The organism is Planococcus chinensis, assembly GCF_042681545.1.
Classification (GTDB): Bacteria; Bacillota; Bacilli; order Bacillales_A; family Planococcaceae; genus Planococcus; species Planococcus chinensis.
The window spans coordinates 1-22,346 of record NZ_JBHUFW010000009.1 but is presented as its reverse complement, the minus strand read 5'-3'; the positions used below and the strand labels follow the sequence as shown (position 1 = coordinate 22,346).

Sequence of the window (22,346 nt, the reverse complement as noted above, 5' to 3'; positions counted from 1 at the left end):
GATGCTCCTTTCTAAACTGGCAATAATAAAACAGGAGGGATTAAGCCCCTCCTCCGATTTTGCTGATGAATCCTTCAAATTTTGAAACCAGTGTATCGCCAAACCCGCCGCCTGCGAACGCTTGGGAAACAACACCTACGACAATTACGATGACCGCTGCAATGCCGATCCATTCCAATGTTTGTGATCCTCTTTCATTCGCTACTTTCGTTTGTACTGAAGACACCATCTGCAAGCTAAGGTCGTTTAATTTTTCTTTCATGTCAATTCCTCCTAAGTTTTAGTCCAAAATGTTGAATATGCTGTTTTCTCCATAAATCATGTTCAAAAGCATCAGTCCTGCAATCATCATGATCGAGACCGGCGCCACGACGAATGTCGTGACGAGCGTCACTTTCGGGGAGGCCTTGGCCGCCAGTTCCTTGACGCGTTCCTGCCGCAGCTGGCGCATGTCTTCTGCCTGGATCTTGAATGTCGTGGCAATCGGGACACCGAGCTTCATGCCCTGCAGGAGGGATTTGATCAACTGCTGGAATTCCTCGTTGTCGTTTCGTTCCAGCAAGTTTCGATAAGCCGTTTCACGCTGCACGCCCAAGTCTATTTCTTGCATGAAGCGCATAAATTCCTCCCGGAGCGGACCGTCGAAAAAGCGAATCACCTCCCTTAATGCCTGATCCATGCTGACCCCCGCCTGGATACTGGTGCTGATCGTATCGAGGAAATCCGGAAGGTCCCGGCTCAGTTTCTCCTGCCTCATTTTGGCTTGGCGCCTGACGATGTAAATCGGTATGAAATAGCCGATCAGCGGCAGGAACACCAAACCGTATTTAGAAAGCGGGAAGCCGATGATGAAAGCCAGCATCGCCGCGAAAAAACCGATGATGAACAAAAGGATTTTCAGCCCTTGGAAGCGGGCCAATGTGAGGTTGTAGGGATTGCCTGACTTTTTCAGCCAATCCGCCACCTCGATGTTCTCGCTGAAAAAATTGATGCGCTGGCCAAGGTCTGCAAATTCATCCGCATACCCCGTCAGCCGCTGGAACAGATTCGCTTTCTGTTTCCGCTTTTTCTTCTTTTTATCGAAAGCGTCCATGCTGGTCAGCTCGGAGACATGGACCAGCACTCCGCGTTTCTCTTGCACATACACCGACCAGTTCCGGATTCCCAGCACCACCATGAACCAAAAGACGATGACCGTAAAAATAATGAGCGCATCCATAGCCTTCACCTACACTTTTATATTTGTAATTTGCCGTATCAGGAAAAACGATAAGATGATGCCAAGCCCGAATGCGATCATCAAGATGATGCCGATCGGCGTCGTCAGCGGATCAGTAAAGCCTTCGATGATATTGTTCATGAAGAGCAGGATGAATATCGGCATCGCCGGGACGATCAAGGAAATGTAGCGCTGCTCAGATGTCATGGTCTGGATGGTCTGGTGCAGGATCTTGCGGTCTTCGAGCGTATTGGACATCGTCTCAAGCGTTGTCGCCAAGTTGCCGCCGGTCCGCTTCTGGATCAAAAGCGTTGCAATGAACAACTGGAAGTCCCGGGATTCATTCCGTTTCTGCACGGTGCGCAGTGCTGTTTCAAAAGGCACGCCGAGTTTCAATTCATTCGACAGGCGCTTGAACTCATCCCTGGCCGGTTCGTTGACTTCCCTGGCCACCAGGTCGATTCCCTGCGTGATGGTCATGCCGGACCTTGCGGCATTCGCTAACAAGCGGCATACTTCACTCAATTGGCTGTTCAAGCGCTCTTCGTATTTGTTTTTGCGGATATAGAACAAGAGAAAATGGCTGCCTGCCAAGATGCCCGCTGTCAGGATGATGCTCGGCAGCGGCGCCATATTGAAAATCATGTTGAAAACGACATAGAACATCAATACGCCAAGTGCATGCATGCCGATATACTCGGAAGCCAGAAGATTGACGTTCGCGCTCTTCAATTTCCTGGCGAGCCCGCTCGAAGCTTCCGATTCGTCGAAGCGGTCGCCCCAGACGCTGATGGCGCTTTTGCGCTTTTCTTCCGGATACCAGGTCTTCAGCTTTTTCTTCCATTCCTGCTTGCTGCTCCGGTAGTCGAGGAACAGATAAGCGGCAAACAGCAGCGACAGGACAGCTGCTCCGTACAGAATCCCGATGCTTAAGTCCATTGCGCCACCTCCCGGCGGACATGGAACATCGACTCATCAAGCTCGATACCGAACATCCGCAAATGCTCCATGCACTGCGGCACATAGCCGGTCGGCGTGAAATAGCCCAGCACTTCGCCGTTCTTTCCGGTTCCGGTCCGCTTGAAAATGAAGACATCGCGTATTTTGACGCCTTTGTCCTCATCCACATAGACTTCCGAGATATTGACGATTTTCCGTTGGCCATCGCCAAGGCGGTCGGCCTGGATGATAAAATCGAGTGCGCCGACAATGTATTCCCGAATGATTTCACTTGGCAGATCCATTCCTGCCATGATGACCATCCCTTCCACACGGCTGATGGCATCAACCGGAGAGTTCGAGTGCACCGTCGTCAGCGACCCTTCATGCCCGGTATTCATCGCCTGCAGCATATCGAACGCTTCAGCTCCCCGGACTTCCCCGACGATGATGCGGTCGGGCCGCATCCGCAGCGAGTTCCTTACCAATTGCCGGATGCTGATTTCGCCGTTTCCTTCAACGTTCGCCGGGCGCGCCTCCATGCCAATGACGCTGCCCCGGTTGAGCCGAAGTTCCGCCGAGTCTTCGATGGTGATGACCCGTTCGCTGACCGGAATCGCTTTGGCCACTGCGTTCAGCAGGGTCGTTTTCCCGCTCCCGGTTCCGCCCGAGATCAGGATGTTCAGCTTCGCCTTGACCAGTGCTTGGATAAACTGCGCCATCGGACCGTCCAGCGAGGACATCCTCAGGAGGTCCTCCATTTCAAATGGCTCTTTGCGGAATTTCCGGATCGATAGGAGTGTCCCGTTCAGGCTGATCGGCGGAATGACCGCATTGACCCGGCTGCCGTCGGGAAGGCGGGCATCGACCATTGGCGAGCTTTCATCGATCCGCCTGCCCAGCGGCGCAATCACCCGGTCGACAATATGCCGTACATGCTCTTCGTTTTTGAACGTGATGTGCGATGCCTCAAGCCGGCCGTTCCGTTCCACGTGGATCTCTTTCGGTCCGTTCACCAAAATCTCGGTGATGGTCGGGTCTTTCAATAATTGTTCAATTGGGCCGAACCCGACCGTTTCATCAATCAGGCGGGTCAACAGCGTCTCCCGGTCTGTTTTGGAAATGACGACTTTCTCTTCCAGCATGAACTGGCTGATCAGCCGCTCGATCGATAAGCGCCGCTCGGCTTCTTCTGCAGCGATAAGCGGCTCCAGATTGGTTTCCGCCAAGAGGCGTGCCTTGTAATGCTCAAGCAATTCTTCCAGATACGGGGTCAGGACTTGGGAAGTCTGCACAGAAACATGGTCGCTGACCGCTGCAGCGGTTTCGGTTCTTTTTCTTTGAAAGAGCGACATCGCTATCCTACCTCTCTAAAAACGGTTATTTTAACATCGAGACAACCCATTTGCGCATATCTTTTGCAGCCGGCGTCAATTTCTTTTCTTTCGGCATCTTCCGGAGCGTCTCGCCTTTATTGATCGCGGTCTGGACCCCTTTGATGTCGCGCCTGATTTCAGCAGCCACCGGATATTCGATAAACCGTTCGAAATCCTTTTTGCTCAGTTCGTTTTCCCTGCCGACTTCATTCAATACGAGTTCAAGGCGGTCTGCCGTCGGAATCCCAAGCTTTTGGAACAATTCTTCCGTATGCTTGAAGACCCGGATCGATGGCGTGTCGAGCAAAGTCGTATAGTAAATCCGGTCCGCCTCCACAAGCGCGGTATATGTCCGCTCATCCATATTGACCGGCAAGTCGACGACGATGAAGTCATAGGCGCGCCGGCAGACGCGGAGAAGACGTGTGACAAAATCCTCTGTTATGTATTCCGCCAACTCTGCATCGCATGGGCTGATCAACAGCTCCATTTTCGAAAGCGGCTCTTTTTCGGTGACATTCCGGAGATGCTGTTCTGTCATTTCTTTGATGACCGGTTCGAGATCCAGAATATTGCGCGCGGTCTCCACTCCTAGATAGGATTCGCCGCCGCCATATTGCAAATTCAAATCAATGTATAAGACTTGTGCGGTCGATTCAAACTTCAGCGTCTGGGCAAAAGAAGTGCTCAATAAGGTTTTGCCGCTGCCGCCTTTCCCGCTGTAAAAAGCGAAGACCTGGCCGCTGCCCCGTTTGAAGCTCAATTGCTTATCTTTTTCCGGAGCGGTCTGAAGCCGGGCGAGCAGGATGGAAATCTGGTTATCGAGCCCGTTCAAATCCTCTGGGATAACGTAATAATCGATCGCCCCTGCCCGGACCAAATCGCGGAACAGCTGGAAATCGTGGCTTTCATGGACAAACACTACTGGTACGTTGTCGAGCTCCTGCTGCAGGTAAGCGAGTGTTTCCAGGTCCTTCCCTGGATTGTGGAGCAGCAGGACAAGTGCAGGATCCATATTTTTCAGCTCGGAACGCAGATGGACCGGATCCAGTGAAGCATAATCGAATTCGCCTTCAAACTGCTGCATCAGCAAGGAATACATTTCGTTTTTCTGTCCGACAATCAATAGTTTGGATTGTTTCATCCCATATTCCTCCTTCAGCTTTTCGGCTTTGCAGTTTTCGGTTCTGCAGCGGCCGGCTTCTCTTCTGCCGGTTTAGCTTCTGCTGGCTTTTCTTCTGCCGGCAGCGCCGGTGTTGCAGCGGCCGGGGCTTTTTCGGCAGGCGGTTCAGCGGCAGCTTCTGCCGGGGCTTCGCCGTTGCCGACATTCGCTTTGATAATCCGAACACTGTCTGCGTAATTCTGCATATGTATGAGTAAAGGTGCCTGATCCAACGCAACTTCGACTTGCACGCCTGCAAACTTCTTGGCTTCATTGGCGACGCGGGCTACTTTTACGTCTTTCATGAATATTTCCGTCTTGTTGATGTCTTTGTCCCGCAGGGAGACGATGATATCCACCCGGTCGAGCGCTTCCAGCTGTTCATCGAAAAAGACGCGTTCCGAAGCCATCAGCGTGATCAGCCGGTTGTTTTCTTCCATCACGGCAGAGGCCTGCTTCAGCATATTTTTGGTGATCAGATCGCCGGATGACAAGGGAATGACCGATACTTTGTTTTCGAGATCGGTAGTGCTTGTAATGTGTTCATCTGTCACGAATTTCTTCGGAATCTTTTCGATCGTGACATCTTTCGGCGTTATGACGCTCCGCGAGGAGATATCCTGTCCGGCAGCGTAGACATCCACCATTGTCCCTAAATCATTGTTCAGTTCTTTCACTTTTTGCAGCGTTAAAAATCCGGCGGTTCCTGCCAGGATTGCAGCAAGCAGGAAAAAAATAATGGCTTTTCTCTTCGATTCGATCATTGCGGCACTCTCCCGGTTTTTTCTTCTTCAAATCCTTTAAAAACTATCTTGGAAAAACAACACGGTCCATCCCTTTTTCTGGAAGCATTCTTCGCTTTGATACCAGCTTCCTTTAAACGTGAACAAACTTTTCCTTACTTTATATCCTTACCACTTTCTCCTGAAGTTTGTCAAAATACTCCAAATCGACAAATGTCGTTTTTTAGGTAAAAGGAACCCAGGGTATTTTTACCTAAATTGTTATCACTCTCCTTTTTCCATTTTTTCGAATCGCTTATGCAGATACTTAGTCCTATTATTCTGATACAAATGCATAGTTCCCCATTCTCATAAATGTAAACATATTCCTTTATAATTATTTTTAACTATTTTTTCTTTTTTATTATCTTGATTTTAAGATGATTTAACTAGAGATATATTCCTGCTTGAAAGTTCTTGAACCAATAAAAAAAGCCTATGCTATCGCACAGGCTGCAGATCAAGAATGTTATTCAATTTCTCCCGGATGTGGCCATCCCATTTTTCAAATTCAACCAGGAAACCGTCATGGCCGAACGCTGTTTCCACTAAAGCCCAGCTCGCTTCGGGCTGCTTTTGGACCCAATCGCTCATCCAGGGTCCGGGATACAATAAATCATGGGTGAACGATAACGCGTGTAGCGCCACTTCCAATTGGCTTTCCTCCACGTCATGGGTATTCATTGCCTTCAGCAATGTGACGTAGCTATTAGCATCAAAGCGCCCGGCCAGCTTCCTGCCCTGATAGGACAAATAAGATTCGACATCGAATCCGCTGCCGTTATGGCCGCGGCTGAACCGGTCATTGAAGAGCCCGCCGCTCCTGTATGTCACCATCCCCGCCATTCGAGCCGTTTCAAAGCCTTTAATGAGAGAAGAATCCGTATAATTCCCGTTTTTGAATTCCGCATCATTTACGATAGCATGGATGCCGATCCAGTTGAACGCGATGCCGTAATCGCTGTAGGCGGGCGTTACTGCCAACGGAAACACCGCTGAGACGAAACGGGGGTATAGCCTCCCCCATTCCAGCGCTTTCATGCCTCCGAGCGAACCGCCGATGACAGCCGCGAGCCGGTCGATGCCCAGCTTCTGCAAAGCCGCATGCTCTGCCCGGACCATGTCGCGGATGGTGATTTCCGGGAAATCCGCGCGGTAGGGCTCGCCTGTTTTCGGGTTGACGGACAATGGACCGGTCGATCCGTTGCATCCTCCGAGCACATTGAAGGTGATGACTTGAAATTTCTCCGTATCCACGGCTTTGCCCGGCCCGGCCAATCCTGCCCACCACCCCGGATTATCCGGAGTGCCGATCGAGAACTGGTCGCCTGTCAAAGCGTGGCACAGGAGAACGACCGGAGCTCCTTCCTTGCCGCAGCGTTCATATGCGAGTTCGACACCTTCCAAGATTTCCGCCGACTCCAGCGCCAGCGTACCGATGGATACGTAAGCCATCTCTTTCACCTCCTATGCGTTTTCCAGTACAGCCGCTTTGATGGCCTGTTCGAGGTCGGCGATCAGGTCTTCCGGATTCTCCAGGCCGATCGACAAGCGGATCAATTCTTCCGTCACCCCTGAAGCTTCCAGTTCTTGAGCCGTCAATTGCTGGTGGGTCGTCGAAGCCGGGTGGATAATCAGCGATTTCGCATCACCGACATTCGCCACGTGGGACCATAAAGCGACACTGTCAATCACTTTCCGGCCTGCTTCACGGCCACCCTTCACGCCGAAATTGACAATCGAACCATAGCCGTCCTTCAAATATTTTTGGGCCAATTGGTGCGACGGGTGATCTTCAAAGCCGATATAGTTGACCCACTCCACTTGCGGATGATCCTTCAGGTATTGGGCGATGATGCGGGCATTGCTGTTGTGGCGCGGAATCCGCAGATGCAGCGTCTCGAGCCCCTGCAAAAAGGCATGTGCACTTTCCGCGCTGAGCGATGGTCCGAAATCACGCAGCAGCTGGACGCGGAGTTTGGTCGCAAATGCCGCTCCTGCCGCATCGATTCCATAGCGGATGCCGTGATAGCTTTCATCCGGTTCCGTGTAGTTGGGGAATCGCGGATTGTCGTAGTCGAATTTACCGCTGTCGACGACCACGCCGCCGATGGTCGTCCCGTGCCCGCCAATCCATTTCGTTGCCGAATGAATAACGACGTCCGCCCCGAACTCGATCGGGTTGCTGCCGTATGGCGAAGCGAATGTATTGTCGATCAATAATGGCAAGCCGTTTTCATGGGCAATCTCCGCCACTTTTTCAACATCAAAGACGTTCAGGCTAGGATTGCCGATGATCTCCCCGAAAATCGCTTTTGTCTTGTCTGTGATGGCGCCCCGGAAGTTTTCCGGATCCGTGCCGTCGACGAATTTCACCGTGATGCCGTATCTCGGCAAGGTATTGGCGAACAAGCTGACTGTGCCTCCGTACAAATTGCTGTCTGCCACGATTTCGTCGCCGGCTTCCGCCAAGTTCAATATGGAGAATGCGATGGCCGCCATGCCGGAAGACAGGGCGACAGCTGCCGACCCGCCTTCAAGAAGAGCCACACGCTGTTCAAATACATCCACCGTAGGGTTCATGATGCGCGAATAGATATTTCCTGCTTCTTTCAAGCCGAACAAGTTCTGGGCATGTTCCGTATTCTTAAACACATAGGAAGTCGTTTTATGGATGGCGACCCCTCTCGCTCCGGTCACTGGGTCCGGCTGCTGTCCGCCGTGCAATAAAAGCGTTTCTGGTTTAAAATTTGTCATTTCTATTCCTCCTAAGGTTTTTTTGATGGAAACCGCGGGTTGAGGAGGGAACAGAAAAAGCCCTCTTCGGTTAAGAAGAGGGCCGTCACATACGGGTATGCCTCCTCTCATCTGCCAGATCCCGTCTTTCCGGATCTGTAGGATTTAGCACCTTTCCAAGCTGAGCTGCTTGTCGGTTGCCGGGCATCACAGGGCCTATTCCCTCCGCCTCTCTTGATAAGAGTATTCAGATTTAGTTTTCCATCATGTCCTGAAGTATATAAAATGGATGTGGGATTTGTCAAGCGGATAATTCTAAAAATTTTGAAACCTGCGCTTCTTTCAAACGTTAAATCTATAAGAGAAGGAGTGGAAAAGATGTTTTCATGGATAGTTATTGCTCTCATCATAGGTTATATTGTCGGCTGCATGCATGGTTCACTGGTCGCGCAGCTGTTGACAGGCGTCAACATCAAAAAAGAAGGCGTCAAAAATTCAGGCGCTTCAAATGCAGCCATCGTGCTCGGCTGGAAATACGGAGCGCTGGTCGCTTTCCTGGATATTCTCAAAGGCGCAGCTGCCGTGTGGGTGTTCCGCTGGGCGCTGCATGCTTCTTCACTTTCAGAAGAAACCGTCTGGGCCCTGCTGTTCGTCGTCGGTGCCGGCGTCGTCGTCGGACACAACTTCCCTTTCTATATGAGGTTCAACGGCGGAAAAGGAACAGCGGCCGTCATCGGCGTCATGCTGGCGCTCGACTGGAAGCTTGGCTTGGCCGGCCTGCTGCTTCTTGTCGGAGCAGCACTCGCCACCAATTACCTGGTCGCGGGCGTCTTGGTCCTGTATGCCACGTTCTTCGCCATTGCCTGGTGGCCCGCTGAAGGCGGACTTCCTTTGTTCATTGCTGCTGCGCTGTTCGCGATGGCTGTATTCAAGCACACGGAAAACATTTCCCGCATCGCAAACGGCACTGAAAACAAGGTTTCTTCCGTATTCCGGAAAAAGGCTGAAGGATCTTCCTGAAATTTTTTTAAAAGAAAAGGTTGACTTTTTCAACAATCCCCCATAAAGTAGTCCTTACAAATCAAATACGTACATCACTTTCTTATCCAGAGAAACCGAGGGACAGGCCCTATGACGTTTCGGCAGCGGATTCGCATCATGCGAAAACTGTGCTAACTCCTGCAAACGCATTTTTGCGTTTGGAAGATGAGAATGAGATGGTTTCATGCCGAAGCCTTCTTTTTTCTTGTGGATAAGAAAAAAGGGGGCTTTTTTCGTTCACTTTCGGATAAAAAGCCCTCTGCGAAAAGATTTGCATTACTGGAACAGCTTGAGGAGGCTTACACTATGATTCAATTCGAGGAGGTAACAAAAACCTACCAGTCCGGCAAACAGTCGATCCACGCGCTGAACGGCATCGACCTGACTGTTGAAACTGGTGAAATATACGGCGTCATCGGCTTCAGCGGCGCCGGCAAAAGCTCGCTGATCCGGACAGTCAACCTGCTGGAGCGACCAAGCAGCGGCCGCGTGCTGATTGACGGAAAAGACATCTCCACCTTGTCCGCAAAAGACATTCGCCAGACGCGGAAAGACATCGGAATGATCTTCCAGCACTTCAACTTGCTGAATTCCAAAACCGTTTTCCACAATGTCGCCATGCCGCTCATCCTCGCCAAAACGCCGAAAAACAAGATCAAGGAACAGGTGAAGGACCTGCTGGATTTTGTCGGCCTGGGCGATCAGGCAGACAAATATCCCGACCAGCTTTCCGGCGGCCAGAAACAGCGCATCGGCATTGCCCGGGCGCTTGCCACCAATCCATCAGTTCTATTATGCGATGAAGCCACTTCGGCGCTGGATCCGCAGACCACCCAATCCATCCTGGAACTGCTGCGCCGCATCAACCGCGAATACAACATCACGATCCTGCTGATCACTCATGAAATGGGCGTCATCCGTGAAATCTGCGACAAAGTGGCAGTGCTTGAAGCAGGCAAAGTCATCGAACAGGGAACGGTGTTCGAAGTGTTCACCAATCCGCAGCACACGACGACCCAGCGCTTTGTCCGTTCCGTCATGAATGACGAACTGCCGGAATCGCTGCTGAAGCAGATCCAGGACCCGGACCGCAAGCACACCATCTACCGGATCCAGTTCACCGGCGCTTCTGTTGGACAGCCGCTAATGTCGCGGATATCCAGGGACTTTAACCTGGACCTGAATGTTTTGTTTGGCAATATCACCGAACTGCAGGGCGAACCATACGGCAATCTCATTGTCGAATTTACCGGCCCTGCCGCTGAAATCCAGCTGGCCTTAACATCCATACGCAGCAGCAATGTCAAAGTCGAGGAGGTGCGGAATTATGCTAGTTGATAACGAACAAATCTTGGAAGCCCTCTGGGAAACCATCTACATGACGGGCGCATCCTTCCTGTTCTCGCTGGTCATCGGCTTCCCGCTCGGCATTCTGCTGGTCGTTACCCGAAAAGGCCATTTATTGGCGAACGAACCGGTTTCAAAAGTACTGAATATCATCATCAATATTTTCCGGTCCGTGCCTTTCATCATTTTGATGGTCGCCATCATCCCGATCACCCGGCTGATTGTCGGCACATCCATCGGGACGGCCGCTGCCATCGTGCCGCTCGTCTTCTATGCCGGGCCTTATATCGCCCGGCTGATCGAAAACTCGCTGCTTGAAGTCGACCATGGTGTTATCGAAGCGGCCCAAGCCATGGGGGCATCGCCGTTCCAGATCATTTTCCGCTTTCTGATTCCTGAAGCGCTGAGCTCACTGGTTCTGGCCCTGACGATCGCGATTGTCGGGCTGATCGGCGCTTCTGCCATGGCAGGCGCCATCGGAGGCGGCGGACTCGGCGACTTGGCCATCACTTACGGCTATCAGCGGTTTGACACGCTTGTCATGGTCATTACCGTAGCCATCCTGGTCATCCTTGTACAAGGCGTCCAGTCGGGCGGCAACTTGCTGTCCCGGCGGGTACGCAGAAGATAAATCCGTACTGCAAATTCAATTAAACTAATCTATTGGAGGAATACATCATGAAAAAACTTTCATCTCTTTTATTGCTGGCCATCCTGGCTTTGGTCTTAGCCGCCTGCGGAGGCGGAGACGACAGCGAAGGCGCTGACGGCAACCGCAAAATCACACTTGGAATCAGCGGCTCGGATACAACAATCTGGGATTACATCGCGGACAAAGCCGAAAAAGAAGGCATCGACCTTGAAATCGTCACTTTCTCGGATTATGTAGCACCGAATATCGCGCTTGCTGAAGGCGAACTCGATTTGAACGCTTTCCAGACCATCTCCTATTTTGATGAGTTTGTCGCCGAGCACAATATCGACATCGTTCCGATCGGCTCAACGGTCATTGCACCAATGGGCCTCTACTCCGAGAAATACGAATCCATCGAAGAACTTCCGGACGGTGCACAAATCGCGCTGCCGAACGAAGCGACAAACATGGGCCGCGGATTGCTTCTTCTACAGGAAGCCGGTTTGATCAAATTGTCCGACGATGCAGGATTGACGGGCACTGCGGAAGATATCATTGAAAACCCGAAAAACATTGAACTTGTGCCGATGATTTCCGGCCAGACGCCGCGTGCAATGCCGGACGTGGCAGCATCCATCATCAATAACGGCATTGCGGTCGACGCCGGTCTGAATCCGACGGAAGATCCGATTGCCCGTGAAAGCGATACGGCAAAACCTTATATCAACCTGATCGCCGCCAGCGCTGAAAATGCCGACGATCCGGATTACCAGAAAATCGTAGAACTTTACCAGCAGGAAGACACAGCCGACTTTATCGTTGAGCATACGAAAGGCGCCCAGATTCCGACATTCGTTCCTGTCGAGGAGCTGGTCGACTACCAATAAACCGCAAGGAGGAATTTCAATGACAGCAATCAAAGAAGCAGCCTTGACCATTTCACAGTCCATCGACGCCAAACGAAGCGAGTATATCGCAACAAGCCAGGCCATCCATGCCAAGCCGGAAATCGGCAACGAAGAGGTTTTTGCCAGCGCCACACTCGTCGAATTGCTTGAAGACGCGGGATTCGCCGTTGAGACCGGCGTCGCCGGACACGAAACAGCTTTCTTTGCCAGCAAGGAAAGTTCGCTGCCGGGTCCGACAATCGCTTATCTTGCCGAATACGATGCGCTGCCGGGCCTCGGCCATGCTTGCGGCCACAACATCATCGGCACGACAAGCGCCGCTGCTGCGATTGCCCTGTCTGAGACATTCTCCACAACCGGCGGACGGGTTGTCGTGCTCGGTACGCCCGCTGAAGAAGGCGGCCCGAACGGCAGCGCGAAAGGAAGTTTCGTCAAGCACGGCCTGCTCGAAGGCATCGATGCCGCATTGATGATCCACCCTTCCGGCCGCTCCGCCGTCACAACTCCCTCACTGGCAGTGGATCCGCTGGAATTCCATTTCTACGGCAAGCCGGCGCATGCGGCCGGATCGCCTGAAGAAGGCATCAACGCGCTTGATGCGGTGCTTCAGCTTTTCAACAGCATCAATGCTCTCCGCCAGCAATTGCCTTCCGATGCCCGCGTTCATGGCATCATTACCCACGGCGGCGATGCACCGAACATCATCCCGGAATATGCATCGGCCCGTTTCTACATCCGCGGCGATTCGTGGAAAAAAGCGTCCGACACGTCCGCTAAGATCCGCAACATCGCGGAAGGTGCTGCACTGGCTACCGGCACGACCGTGAAAATCGTCCGCTTCCAGAACGAAGTGCAGGACCTGGTGGTCACACCGGCCCTGGATGCCATCGTCCGCAGCGAACTCGAAGCCGTCGGCGAAGAAGTGGCGGATTCGCGCAACACCGGAATCGGCTCGACGGACGCAGGCAACATCAGCTACGTAGTCCCGACCGCCCATCCGTACATCAAAATCGGGCCGGATGATCTGGTGGGCCATACCGCCGAGTTCCGGGAAGCCGCGAAATCTGAACGCGGCAATGAAGCCTTGATCCGCGGCGCAAAAGCGCTTGCGAACACCGGCTACCGCCTGCTGACAGAAGCAGCTTTGCTCGAAGAAGTGAAAGCGGCCCACGCGCATTCGCTGGCTGCGAAAATCTAATCTAAACGAATGAAAGGCAGCCCCATGCGGCTGCCTTTTTTGTGTAGAATCGTATTTCCGGGTTCGCTGTGCGTATTTTAACCTTCGTTGAGCGTATTTCTTTCTCCGCGGTCTCCTGCCCCACTTACCGCTGCCGAATTGCCAAAATTCCCGCTTTTCGTGCTAAAATGAAACGAATACATATTCCAGGAGGTCCATACATGATTGAAACATTGATCGAGCGCCTGGTGCGCTATGCAAAAATCGATACACAATCCGATTCTGAAAGCACTGAAACCCCTTCTACGCCCGGACAATGGGATCTTTTGAAGGAACTTGAAAAAGAGATGACTGCCATCGGCCTTGAAGACGTCGGCATGGATGCCCACGGATATCTTTTCGGCACACTGCCTGCCAATACCGATAAACAAGTGCCGGTTGTCGGCTTTCTTGCCCACATTGATACTGCTACAGATTTCACCGGCAAAAACGTCAACCCGCAGCGCATCGATAATTATGACGGCAAGGACATCCGATTGAACGAATCAGTTTCCATGAAAACCGCTGATTTCCCAGATCTGAAAAATTACATCGGCCATACCCTGCTGACGACTGACGGCACGACATTGCTCGGCGCTGACAATAAAGCCGGCATCGCCGAAATCATGACCGCGATGGAATACCTGAAACTGCATCCTGAAATCAAGCATGGCAAGATCCGTATAGCATTTACGCCGGATGAGGAAATCGGCCGCGGCCCGCATAAATTCGATGTAGAGCGCTTCGGTGCCGACTTTGCTTACACGATGGACGGCGGCCCGCTCGGCGAACTGCAATATGAAAGCTTCAACGCGGCGAGCGGCAAACTGACGGTCCAAGGGACAAGCGTCCATCCCGGATCTGCAAAAGACAAAATGGTCAATGCCCAGACTGTAGCCATCCGCTTCCAGGAAGAGATGCCGAAAAATGAAGTGCCTGAACGGACCGAAGGCTATGAAGGGTTTATTCACCTCAATAGTTTCAAAGGCGATGTTGAAGGAGCGGTGCTTTCGTACATCATCCGCGATTTCGACAAAGACGCTTTCGAGTCGAAAAAGCAGCTGATGCGAGATACTGCCGCCAAACTTCAGGCACAGTACGGAGAGGATGCAGTTCAGCTGGAGCTTGAAGACCAATACTACAATATGCGCGAAAAGATCGAACCGGTCATGGAAATCGTCGATGCTGCTGAAACGGCGATGAAAACACTCGGCATCCAGCCGAATATCGAGCCTGTGCGCGGCGGTACGGACGGTTCGCAATTATCGTATATGGGATTGCCGACGCCGAACATCTTCACAGGCGGCGAAAACTATCACGGCAAATACGAATTCATCTCTGTTGAAAACATGGAAAAAGCCACACAAGTTATTGTAGAAATCGTCAAATCGATGGAACAAAAATAAGCGCCCGCGGGCGCTTTATTTTTTTGCCTAGACGATTGTCCGCCCATTTTGCGCGAGTGCATAATGGATGCCGTGCTGCAGCGTCTGGAAGCATTCGAACTTTGAGAGGTTCAGGCCGGTTTCCGAAATGACCATGCTCATCTGCGGGGAAATGCCGACAAGGACTGTCTTGCTGCCGATGAGGGAGGCAGTAGAGCCAAGCTTGTCGATCAAACTTGCCGCATGATGGGTGAATTTCGCGTTCAAGCCGGTCAGATCCAGGATAAGATAGGTCGCTTTGTATTTCGGCAGGTTCTGCAAGGTTTTCACGAGCAATTCTTCTGCACGGGCTTCATCATATGTTCCAAGAAGCGGTACGACCACGATGTCATTCAGGACAGGAATGATCGGCGATGAGATTTCGCGGATCAGCTCATTCAGTTCCGCGGTTTTCTCTTCGACCAGCTGTTCGAGCCGGCTGATCTGCCCCGCTTCCTTGGTTCGGGCCAGGCGGTGAATATTTTCGTCAATGTTTTCTTCTGAAGGGAAATATTCGATGACCGACTCTTCGAAGCCTTCGATTTGATGGTGCACCACCTTAAACCAGATGTTGCGCCCGAAAAGCTCGGTGAAAATTCCCGCATAATGCGCCGGCAGGAAACAGCCGCCGGTTTTCTTGCCCTGCGCCACATTGATCTTATGCTCCCAGCTGTCTTTCAAATGGACTTTCAGGGTCATCGCTTCTTCATCCATTTCCACGATGCGGGCAAGGCCCCATCCTGCTGATGCATATGTATTGTTGATCAGGCCAGATGCTTCACGGATGCTGACGTTCTTCATGCCGGAAAAGTATTGCCCGACTACAAGCCCCTGACGGAAACCTGTCGATTCCATCACCACATTCGCTGCATCTTCCCCTGATATTTCTTCTATTGTGTCAAAAAACATTTTCATCGCAGTGCCCGTCCAGAACAGGACGGCATCTTCCCCTTCAAACAGGAACCTGCCTTTTTCCATATCCCATTCGAAGCTTAAGCCTCCTACGTTCACTGAAGGTTTTGTGTGCATTGTAAAACTCCTCTCATCCAATGGTTCTATTTTATCATAAAGTTCGGCACTGCTTCCATTTCAGCGCTTCCCTTCCCTCCAAATCACATATATGTGCAACGGAAATCTCTTATTCATGTTTAAATCCGGCCAATAGAGGAATAAATAAATAACACATCAACAGAAAGAGGTGCTCACTATGCCGGACAAAAAACGGTTGGATGAAGAACGCGAAAAACGGACAGGAGTCCCGATGGACAATCCTGAACAGATAAAGACAGACGACAAGACGATGCACGAAATGTTCAAAGAGGAACAGACAGTCGATGCCATTCCGTTAGAGGATCAGAAGCAGAACATGAAAGACGAAGAAAACAAACGCGCCACAAAGAACAGCTCGGGCAGCGAAGAAATCTATCCCGATTAATGGGCAGAATACATCCATTTTTCTGAAGAACAGCATGGCGGCCGCCGTGCTGTTTTTTTATGATATGATTCTCCTTGGAATAGGAGTTGCTCGAAAATGAAAAATTGGATCTACCCGGTCATGGTCGTCGTAGCGGCAAGCAGTTACGGAATTCTCTCCACCATCATCAAAGTGGCGATGGGAAACGGATTCACTGCAGCTGAAGCGGTCACCAGCCAATATTTTGTAGGGTTCGCACTTGCTGCCCTCTTGCTCATCATCACCCAACGGAAAATCCCCCGCCTGCACGGCTGGAAAACCTTGGTGCTGTCCGGTTGTTTTACGGCAGCAACCGGAACCGTCTACGGCCAATCGCTTGAATACCTCCCCGCTTCCTTAGCGGTCGTCTTGCTGTTCCAATTCACTTGGATCGGCATGTTCCTTGATTGTATCGTCCGCCGCAGATGGCTCAAACGCACGGAAGGAATTTCTTTGATCCTGTTGTTCGGCGGGACTTTGCTTGCCGCCGGAGTCATCGACGCCGATTTGAGCAGCATTGCATGGCAAGGTTGGGCTTGGGGAATCGGAGCGGCATTCTGCTTCTCCGCCTTCATGTTCGTCAACGGCAAAAAAGTTGAAGGGATGGATACCTCCACCCGGCTCTTTTATGTCTCCTTTTTTGCCGCCATCGCCGTCGGTCTGGTCCAGACGCCGGAAATCGTCTGGAACGGCCAGTTGTTTTCCGAAGGCTTATGGGTTTACGGACTGCTGCTCGGCCTATTCGGAATCGTCCTGCCCATCTATTTCTTCTCAATCGCCGTGCCCCATACCGGTTCAGGGCTCGCTTCCATCTTGAGCGCCATGGAACTTCCGGTCGCCATACTCGCGTCCGTCCTGATTCTGGGTGAAGCGCTGACGCCGCTTCAAATCGTTGGAATCGGCGTCATTTTGTTCGGCATGGTATTGCCAAGTGTGTTCGACCGCACCCCGAAAGCTGTAAAAACTGTTTGACCCGCCCGCGCTTCGCGGGCTTTTTTATGTTTAGCAAAGAGCGAAAAAGGAATAACAGGACTAATACAACTTTTAAAGGAGTGGAAAAAATGAATCAATCCGAATTGAAGCAGCAAGCATTGAACATTTTAGATAACAGCCTGGTGGGAGTTTTATCGACCATCAAGGACAACAAGCCGCACTCCCGCTATATGACTTTTTTCAACGATGAATTCACTTTATATACACCTACGAGCAAAAAGACGCAAAAAGTCGATGAGCTCCAAAACAATCCGAATGCCCATATTCTCCTTGGCTACGAAGGCGAAGGCGTTGGGGATGCGTTCCTGGAAATCGAAGGCCGGATGGGCGTCCATGAGGAACAAGGCATGATCGATAAAGTATGGAACGACCGCCTGAAAGGCTGGTTCACAGGTCCGGACGATCCGAACCTGGTCATTCTTGCCATCAAGCCGGATCGGGTGCGCTTGATCAATAAAAAAGGCGAAGAGCCGCAGTCGATTGAACTGTAAAAGAAAAAACGGCTCGAGAAATCGGGCCGTTTTTACGTATTTAATATTTCGCGAAGACCTTCCCGATTGAACAGCAGGTCCTCCAATGTATATTCGTCCAGCACAGCCAAGTACGCATGGAGCGCCTTGCCCAACACGCCGCGCAGCCCGCAAACCGGGGCAATCGGACAGCGGTTGTGTTCCCGGTCAAAGCATTCGACGAGATGGAAATCATCCTCCATGCGGCGGACAACGGTCCCGACGTTGATGTTTTGCGGCAGGTCGGCGAGGCGGATGCCGCCGCCGCGGCCGCGCACCGTATGGATAAATCCGGCCTTGCCGAGCTCGAAGGTCACTTTCATCAAATGGTTTTTGGAAATGTTATAGGAATCGGAAATTTCCTGGATTGTGGACAGCTTTCCGTCTTGTTTGGCTCCCAAGTACAGCAATACACGCAGCGAATAGTCGGTATACATGGTCAATCTCACTTTTTTCACCTTCCTGTTCCTTCATTATACCGGGTAATGGAATTGCATAAAAGGAATTGGCGCTGAAGCGCCGCAACCAGCTGAAAAGGAGAGGATTCCGATGTTGTCAGAAGAAACACGCACCATCATCAAATCCACTGCCCCCGTCCTTGAAGAGCATGGCGTCGTAATCACTACCCGTTTTTACAGCCGCATGTTCGAGGAACATCCGGAACTGCTGAACATTTTCAACCATGCCAACCAAGCTCAAGGCCGCCAGCAGACCGCATTGGCGAAAACCGTCTACGCGGCCGCCGTGCATATCGATAACTTGGAGGAAATCATGCCTGCGGTTGTCCAAATTGCTCACAAGCACGTCAGTTTGGGCGTGAAGCCCGAACATTATCCGATTGTCGGCGCCCACTTGCTGCTTGCAATGAAAGAAGTGCTGGGCGATGCGGCGACGGATGAAATCATCCAAGCCTGGTCCGACGCTTACGGCGTCATTGCAGATACGTTCATCAGCGTTGAAAGGAGCATGTACCAGAGCACCGCAAAACAGGAGAACGGCTGGAATTACTTCAAGGACTTTGTCGTCGCCCGCAAAGTGAAAGAAAGCGACGTCATCACTTCTTTTTACTTGAAACCGGCAGACGGGTCCAATGTGCCGACCTATATTCCCGGCCAGTATATTTCCGTCCGCGTCTCGATACCGGGCGACCCTTATACGTTGATCCGCCAGTACAGCCTTTCTCAGGCTTCCACACCGGATGAATTCCGGATTTCCGTCAAGCGGGAAGCGGACAATGACCCGAACGGCGTCGTTTCAATCCATCTGCATGAAAAGGTGAACGAAGGCGACCGACTTGAAGTAAGTGCGCCTGCCGGCGTATTTGTCCTGGATGCTTCTAAAACATCCCCTGTCGCCTTTCTCAGCGGCGGTGTCGGCATTACGCCGATGATGAGCATGTTCGAAACCGTGGCCACTTCCACACCGGAGCGGCCGACTGCGTTCCTTCACGGAGCACGGAACCGCAGCCAGCATGCTTTCGACGAAGATGTCCGCAGCCTTGTGGAAAAAATGGAGAACGCTTCATACAAAACCGTCTATTCCGATGAAGAGAATGGATTCATCACCCGGGATATGCTGGAACAATACGTTGATCCGCAGGGAGAAGCTTATGTCTGCGGCCCGGTGCCTTTCATGGTCGCCATGATACGCGAACTGCGCAATATCGGCATGGACGACAGCCGGATCCACTATGAATTCTTTGGTCCCGCAATGGAAATTCCGAATAATTAATGCTTAATTTCCATTTTTTAAATTCTTTATTGCAAGAACAACGGTTTCGTTTCCACTTTATCTTTGCCCGATTCCCTTGCCACACCCAGGCTTACAGCGCCTGGGTCTTTTTTATGTGACTTTTCTGTGAAGACAAATGTGTCGAAAATATTAAAGAAGTATTTTATATATATCTTTAAAGCTTCAACGGGTTTATAGTCGAACTATAGAAAACAAAAGGAGAGATTGACTATGTTATCACAAGAAACAAGATCAATTATCAAATCCACTGTACCCGTTTTAGCAGAACACGGAACGGCCATCACTACCGTCTTTTACAAGAACATGTTCGAAGCGCATCCTGAACTTTTAAATATCTTCAATCATGCAAACCAGAAAAAAGGACGCCAGCAGGCAGCACTTGCCAATACCGTCTATGCAGCGGCAGTCCATATCGATAACCTGGAAGCCATCTTGCCGGCAGTTGTCCAGATTGCCAATAAGCACGTAAGCCTTGGCGTCAAAGCCGAACATTACCCGATTGTCGGCGAGTTTCTTTTAGGAGCAATCAAAGAAGTTCTCGGCGATGCAGCGACGGATGAGATTATCAACGCTTGGGCCGAAGCTTACGGCGTCATTGCTGATGCGTTTATCGGTGTAGAAAACAGCATGTACGAACAAGCGGAAAACCAGGAAAACGGCTGGAAATTCTTCAAGGACTTTGTGGTTGCCCGCAAAGTCAAAGAAAGCGACAACATCACTTCGTTCTATTTGAAACCGGCTGACGGATCCAATGTACCAACTTACCAGCCTGGCCAGTACATCTCCGTGCGCTTGTCCATCCCGGGAGAGAAATACTTGTTCAACCGCCAGTACAGCTTGTCACAGGCTGCAAAAGCCGACGAGTTCCGCATCTCGGTGAAGCGGGAAGCAGACAACGATCCGAACGGCCGCGTATCCGTCTACCTTCACGAAGAAGTCAATGAAGGCGACAAGATCGAAGTGAGTGCACCAGCAGGCGAATTCGTTCTTGATGCTGCGAAGACTTCACCGGTGGCATTTATCAGCGGCGGCGTCGGCATCACACCGATGATGAGCATGTTCGAAACGGTTGCAACCCTTACTCCTGAACGCCCGACTGCTTTCTTGCACGCTGCACGGAATGAATCATTCCACGCTTTCGACCAGGATATCCAGAAGTACACAGCGTCCATGGAGAATGCGGCTTATAAAACGTTGTATTCCGATCAGCCGAACGGCTATATCACTCGTGAAGTGCTCCAGGAAATGGTCGATGTGACCGGCGATGTCTATGTCTGCGGACCAGTGCCGTTCATGGAAGCGATGATCCAGGAATTGCGTGCACTCGGCATGACAGAAGAACAGATCCACTTCGAATTCTTCGGCCCAGCTGTCGCTCTTCAAACTGTATAAGTGAAATGGAAAGGCTGACCGCTAAAACATGCGGACAGCCTTTTCTGTTTTTCATTTACTTGCGGTATTTTAAGTTTACTTGCAGTATCTAGCCGGTTACTTGCAGTATCTGGGATTTACTTGCGGTAAACGCCGTTTTACTTGCAGTATCCGGGATTTACTTGCAGCAAATCAAAATTACCTATAACATCAGCCGCCTCACCTTCCGGAGAACCCTTCCTTCAAAAATTCCAGCCGATTGCCAAACGGATCCGAGACGAAAAAGCGGGCACTGCCCGGGATGCTGGTATCGTTCTTTACTTCAATGCCGCGCGCTCCAAGCGCTTCCTGAAGCTCGTCAAATCCGTTGACGACAAATGCCGGATGCGCTTTCCGGGCAGCCGCGAACGGTTCTTCCACCCCGATATGAAGCTGGGAATTGCCGAATTCGAACCATACGCCCCCTCTGCCTCTCAGCGGCTCCGGCTTCTCCACTTCTGCCAATCCGAGAACCTCTCCGTAAAAGCGGCGAGCTTCTTCTTCGCATCCTTTCGGCGCGGCTACTTGCACATGATCCAATTTTTCGATTCTGAATTCCATTCCGATTCCCCCTGCTGCTGGATTTTCTCTCTTTGTATTTGTTCTCTATTGCGCTTTGCAAATCCTTTTCCGTTCCCGTAGCATATTAGGAAAGGAGTGACCCTAATGACGTTTCCGCAGCAATTGAAATATGCACTCGCTTCCCAGTCCGTTGCAGTCGACCGGACCCCTGAACAACCGCTGTCCCTTGAAATGAATCAGATGATCGAAGAGCTCCAAGACTGGGCCGGCACCGGCAATCCGGGCGTCGCAGTTTCTTATTTCTTCCGGCAGTATGCCCTTTTCGTCTCTGCCCAGTTTGATTTGATTACGCGCCACAACGCTTATTTCGCCTGCACTTGGCAAGAGCTGAAATTTGAACGGGTACATAATTACGGCTTTAATTTGCTTCAAACGCATGTTGAATCCCGTACTTTTACACAGTTCCAATCCCACGAGCGTTTTGCCGCCATGCACTTTGTCCTCATCGAGCAAACAGAAAACCTGATACAGGAATTCCGGAAACAAGTTAAAATTTCGCCGATCACCTTGTGGGAGAATGTGCTGGGCTCACTCCTGTGGTTTTATGCCAACCTGGAGCGCAGCAATCCACGCAGAGCTGCTGAAGACATAGAATGGCTTCTTGATCCGGCAAACTGGCAGCCGGCAAAGACTTCTTATCTGCACAAACTGCTCGGAGATGCTTCTTTGTCCCGCGCCGTTTCCGGCCCGCTCCGCAAAACCTGCTGCCTGTACAAGGAACTGCCAGGCTTCGCTACCTGTACATTCTGCCCCAATCCAAATTAAAAGCTCCGGCGCGATTTGAACTGAGCCCCATTTTCTAGACAGTTTAATAAAAGCACCCTGCAGCTTACGCTGCGATCAGATGACTCCGGTATTGTGCC

23 protein-coding genes and 2 riboswitches are annotated in these 22,346 nt (G+C 51.3%); of the genes, 12 read left to right on the top strand and 11 right to left on the bottom strand.

Going from position 1 to position 22,346, the window contains the following annotated elements:
• Nucleotides 1-40: 40 nt before the first annotated feature.
• From ACFSDB_RS11865 to ACFSDB_RS11830, 8 genes are all read right to left on the bottom strand, one after another.
• Entirely contained in the window at nt 41-262 is a 222-nt protein-coding gene (locus ACFSDB_RS11865) for a hypothetical protein (RefSeq protein ID WP_377340169.1), read from the bottom strand.
• Between the two features lie 18 nt (nt 263-280).
• Nucleotides 281-1,219, bottom strand: a complete 939-nt coding sequence (locus ACFSDB_RS11860) for a type II secretion system F family protein (RefSeq protein ID WP_204893532.1) — start codon at nt 1,217-1,219, stop codon at nt 281-283.
• Between the two features lie 9 nt (nt 1,220-1,228).
• Nucleotides 1,229-2,158, bottom strand: coding sequence for a type II secretion system F family protein (locus tag ACFSDB_RS11855; protein ID WP_204893533.1), 930 nt, complete (start codon nt 2,156-2,158; stop codon nt 1,229-1,231).
• Complete coding sequence (locus ACFSDB_RS11850; protein WP_204893534.1) at nt 2,149-3,513, bottom strand: CpaF family protein; 1,365 nt, start codon at nt 3,511-3,513, stop codon at nt 2,149-2,151. Before ACFSDB_RS11850 ends, ACFSDB_RS11855 begins: the two co-directional genes overlap by 10 nt.
• 25 nt (nt 3,514-3,538) lie before the next feature.
• Nucleotides 3,539-4,678, bottom strand: coding sequence for an AAA family ATPase (locus tag ACFSDB_RS11845; RefSeq protein ID WP_204893535.1), 1,140 nt, complete (start codon nt 4,676-4,678; stop codon nt 3,539-3,541).
• Between the two features lie 14 nt (nt 4,679-4,692).
• Nucleotides 4,693-5,460 carry a Flp pilus assembly protein CpaB gene (gene cpaB, locus ACFSDB_RS11840; RefSeq protein ID WP_204893536.1) on the bottom strand — a complete coding sequence of 256 codons (768 nt, stop codon included), beginning with the start codon at nt 5,458-5,460 and terminating at the stop codon, nt 4,693-4,695.
• Nucleotides 5,461-5,919: 459 nt separating this feature from the next.
• Nucleotides 5,920-6,933 (bottom strand): homoserine O-acetyltransferase MetX, encoded by a 1,014-nt coding sequence (metX, locus tag ACFSDB_RS11835; RefSeq protein ID WP_204893537.1) that lies wholly within the window; start codon nt 6,931-6,933, stop codon nt 5,920-5,922.
• Between the two features lie 12 nt (nt 6,934-6,945).
• Nucleotides 6,946-8,235: an O-acetylhomoserine aminocarboxypropyltransferase/cysteine synthase family protein gene (locus ACFSDB_RS11830; RefSeq protein WP_204893538.1), complete on the bottom strand. Its 1,290-nt coding sequence runs from the start codon at nt 8,233-8,235 to the stop codon at nt 6,946-6,948.
• A 104-nt stretch (nt 8,236-8,339) separates the two neighbouring features.
• Nucleotides 8,340-8,458, bottom strand: a riboswitch (SAM riboswitch).
• Nucleotides 8,459-8,592: 134 nt separating this feature from the next.
• Between ACFSDB_RS11830 and ACFSDB_RS11825 the strand changes: the two genes are divergently transcribed.
• From ACFSDB_RS11825 to pepT, 6 genes are all read left to right on the top strand, one after another.
• On the top strand, nt 8,593-9,234 hold the full coding sequence (locus ACFSDB_RS11825; protein WP_204893539.1) for a glycerol-3-phosphate acyltransferase: 642 nt from the start codon (nt 8,593-8,595) through the stop codon (nt 9,232-9,234).
• A 79-nt stretch (nt 9,235-9,313) separates the two neighbouring features.
• Nucleotides 9,314-9,427, top strand: a riboswitch (SAM riboswitch).
• A 134-nt stretch (nt 9,428-9,561) separates the two neighbouring features.
• Nucleotides 9,562-10,593 (top strand): methionine ABC transporter ATP-binding protein, encoded by a 1,032-nt coding sequence (locus ACFSDB_RS11820; protein ID WP_204893540.1) that lies wholly within the window; start codon nt 9,562-9,564, stop codon nt 10,591-10,593.
• Nucleotides 10,583-11,233: a methionine ABC transporter permease gene (locus ACFSDB_RS11815; RefSeq protein WP_204893541.1), complete on the top strand. Its 651-nt coding sequence runs from the start codon at nt 10,583-10,585 to the stop codon at nt 11,231-11,233. The genes ACFSDB_RS11820 and ACFSDB_RS11815 overlap by 11 nt, the downstream gene beginning before the upstream one ends.
• Before the next feature lie 47 nt (nt 11,234-11,280).
• Nucleotides 11,281-12,123 (top strand): MetQ/NlpA family ABC transporter substrate-binding protein, encoded by an 843-nt coding sequence (locus ACFSDB_RS11810; protein ID WP_204893542.1) that lies wholly within the window; start codon nt 11,281-11,283, stop codon nt 12,121-12,123.
• Between the two features lie 19 nt (nt 12,124-12,142).
• Nucleotides 12,143-13,342 (top strand): M20 family metallopeptidase, encoded by a 1,200-nt coding sequence (locus ACFSDB_RS11805; RefSeq protein ID WP_204893543.1) that lies wholly within the window; start codon nt 12,143-12,145, stop codon nt 13,340-13,342.
• Between the two features lie 200 nt (nt 13,343-13,542).
• Nucleotides 13,543-14,766, top strand: coding sequence for a peptidase T (gene pepT / locus ACFSDB_RS11800; RefSeq protein WP_204893544.1), 1,224 nt, complete (start codon nt 13,543-13,545; stop codon nt 14,764-14,766).
• A 27-nt stretch (nt 14,767-14,793) separates the two neighbouring features.
• Here the strand turns inward: pepT and ACFSDB_RS11795 are convergent, their stop codons facing one another.
• Nucleotides 14,794-15,813, bottom strand: coding sequence for an STAS domain-containing protein (locus ACFSDB_RS11795; RefSeq protein ID WP_204893545.1), 1,020 nt, complete (start codon nt 15,811-15,813; stop codon nt 14,794-14,796).
• Between the two features lie 178 nt (nt 15,814-15,991).
• Between ACFSDB_RS11795 and ACFSDB_RS11790 the strand changes: the two genes are divergently transcribed.
• The 3 genes from ACFSDB_RS11790 (at nt 15,992) to ACFSDB_RS11780 (ending at nt 17,721) form a co-directional block, all read left to right on the top strand.
• Nucleotides 15,992-16,219 (top strand): hypothetical protein, encoded by a 228-nt coding sequence (locus ACFSDB_RS11790; RefSeq protein ID WP_204893546.1) that lies wholly within the window; start codon nt 15,992-15,994, stop codon nt 16,217-16,219.
• Between the two features lie 96 nt (nt 16,220-16,315).
• Entirely contained in the window at nt 16,316-17,209 is an 894-nt protein-coding gene (locus tag ACFSDB_RS11785) for an EamA family transporter (protein ID WP_204893547.1), read from the top strand.
• A gap of 89 nt (nt 17,210-17,298) precedes the next feature.
• Nucleotides 17,299-17,721 carry a pyridoxamine 5'-phosphate oxidase family protein gene (locus tag ACFSDB_RS11780; RefSeq protein WP_204893548.1) on the top strand — a complete coding sequence of 141 codons (423 nt, stop codon included), beginning with the start codon at nt 17,299-17,301 and terminating at the stop codon, nt 17,719-17,721.
• A 32-nt stretch (nt 17,722-17,753) separates the two neighbouring features.
• Here the strand turns inward: ACFSDB_RS11780 and ACFSDB_RS11775 are convergent, their stop codons facing one another.
• A complete protein-coding gene (locus ACFSDB_RS11775; protein ID WP_204893549.1) occupies nt 17,754-18,188 on the bottom strand; it encodes an RrF2 family transcriptional regulator in 435 nt (144 codons plus the stop codon).
• Nucleotides 18,189-18,288: 100 nt separating this feature from the next.
• Here ACFSDB_RS11775 and hmpA (ACFSDB_RS11770) point away from each other — a divergent pair, with 100 nt between their 5' ends.
• Together hmpA (ACFSDB_RS11770) and hmpA (ACFSDB_RS11765) are read left to right on the top strand one after the other, a co-directional pair.
• Complete coding sequence (gene hmpA, locus ACFSDB_RS11770) at nt 18,289-19,470, top strand: NO-inducible flavohemoprotein (protein WP_204893550.1); 1,182 nt, start codon at nt 18,289-18,291, stop codon at nt 19,468-19,470.
• Nucleotides 19,471-19,701: 231 nt separating this feature from the next.
• Entirely contained in the window at nt 19,702-20,883 is a 1,182-nt protein-coding gene (gene hmpA, locus ACFSDB_RS11765) for an NO-inducible flavohemoprotein (RefSeq protein WP_204893551.1), read from the top strand.
• A gap of 198 nt (nt 20,884-21,081) precedes the next feature.
• Here the strand turns inward: hmpA (ACFSDB_RS11765) and ACFSDB_RS11760 are convergent, their stop codons facing one another.
• Nucleotides 21,082-21,462: a VOC family protein gene (locus ACFSDB_RS11760; protein WP_204893552.1), complete on the bottom strand. Its 381-nt coding sequence runs from the start codon at nt 21,460-21,462 to the stop codon at nt 21,082-21,084.
• A gap of 105 nt (nt 21,463-21,567) precedes the next feature.
• Here ACFSDB_RS11760 and ACFSDB_RS11755 point away from each other — a divergent pair, with 105 nt between their 5' ends.
• Nucleotides 21,568-22,248, top strand: coding sequence for a hypothetical protein (locus ACFSDB_RS11755; RefSeq protein ID WP_204893553.1), 681 nt, complete (start codon nt 21,568-21,570; stop codon nt 22,246-22,248).
• The last annotated feature ends 98 nt before the right edge of the window (nt 22,249-22,346 follow it).

Excerpts from the sequence above, each read along its gene's own strand:
- ACFSDB_RS11865 (WP_377340169.1), bottom strand. The coding sequence starts at position 262 with ATGAAAGAAAAATTAAACGACCTTAGCTTGCAGATGGTGTCTTCAGTA.
- ACFSDB_RS11860 (WP_204893532.1), bottom strand. The coding sequence starts at position 1,219 with ATGGATGCGCTCATTATTTTTACGGTCATCGTCTTTTGGTTCATGGTG.
- ACFSDB_RS11855 (WP_204893533.1), bottom strand. The coding sequence starts at position 2,158 with ATGGACTTAAGCATCGGGATTCTGTACGGAGCAGCTGTCCTGTCGCTG.
- ACFSDB_RS11850 (WP_204893534.1), bottom strand. The coding sequence starts at position 3,513 with ATGTCGCTCTTTCAAAGAAAAAGAACCGAAACCGCTGCAGCGGTCAGC.
- ACFSDB_RS11845 (WP_204893535.1), bottom strand. The coding sequence starts at position 4,678 with ATGAAACAATCCAAACTATTGATTGTCGGACAGAAAAACGAAATGTAT.
- cpaB (WP_204893536.1), bottom strand. The coding sequence starts at position 5,460 with ATGATCGAATCGAAGAGAAAAGCCATTATTTTTTTCCTGCTTGCTGCA.
- metX (WP_204893537.1), bottom strand. The coding sequence starts at position 6,933 with ATGGCTTACGTATCCATCGGTACGCTGGCGCTGGAGTCGGCGGAAATC.
- ACFSDB_RS11830 (WP_204893538.1), bottom strand. The coding sequence starts at position 8,235 with ATGACAAATTTTAAACCAGAAACGCTTTTATTGCACGGCGGACAGCAG.
- ACFSDB_RS11825 (WP_204893539.1), top strand. The coding sequence starts at position 8,593 with ATGTTTTCATGGATAGTTATTGCTCTCATCATAGGTTATATTGTCGGC.
- ACFSDB_RS11820 (WP_204893540.1), top strand. The coding sequence starts at position 9,562 with ATGATTCAATTCGAGGAGGTAACAAAAACCTACCAGTCCGGCAAACAG.
- ACFSDB_RS11815 (WP_204893541.1), top strand. The coding sequence starts at position 10,583 with ATGCTAGTTGATAACGAACAAATCTTGGAAGCCCTCTGGGAAACCATC.
- ACFSDB_RS11810 (WP_204893542.1), top strand. The coding sequence starts at position 11,281 with ATGAAAAAACTTTCATCTCTTTTATTGCTGGCCATCCTGGCTTTGGTC.
- ACFSDB_RS11805 (WP_204893543.1), top strand. The coding sequence starts at position 12,143 with ATGACAGCAATCAAAGAAGCAGCCTTGACCATTTCACAGTCCATCGAC.
- pepT (WP_204893544.1), top strand. The coding sequence starts at position 13,543 with ATGATTGAAACATTGATCGAGCGCCTGGTGCGCTATGCAAAAATCGAT.
- ACFSDB_RS11795 (WP_204893545.1), bottom strand. The coding sequence starts at position 15,813 with ATGCACACAAAACCTTCAGTGAACGTAGGAGGCTTAAGCTTCGAATGG.
- ACFSDB_RS11790 (WP_204893546.1), top strand. The coding sequence starts at position 15,992 with ATGCCGGACAAAAAACGGTTGGATGAAGAACGCGAAAAACGGACAGGA.
- ACFSDB_RS11785 (WP_204893547.1), top strand. The coding sequence starts at position 16,316 with ATGAAAAATTGGATCTACCCGGTCATGGTCGTCGTAGCGGCAAGCAGT.
- ACFSDB_RS11780 (WP_204893548.1), top strand. The coding sequence starts at position 17,299 with ATGAATCAATCCGAATTGAAGCAGCAAGCATTGAACATTTTAGATAAC.
- hmpA (WP_204893550.1), top strand. The coding sequence starts at position 18,289 with ATGTTGTCAGAAGAAACACGCACCATCATCAAATCCACTGCCCCCGTC.
- hmpA (WP_204893551.1), top strand. The coding sequence starts at position 19,702 with ATGTTATCACAAGAAACAAGATCAATTATCAAATCCACTGTACCCGTT.
- ACFSDB_RS11760 (WP_204893552.1), bottom strand. The coding sequence starts at position 21,462 with ATGGAATTCAGAATCGAAAAATTGGATCATGTGCAAGTAGCCGCGCCG.
- ACFSDB_RS11755 (WP_204893553.1), top strand. The coding sequence starts at position 21,568 with ATGACGTTTCCGCAGCAATTGAAATATGCACTCGCTTCCCAGTCCGTT.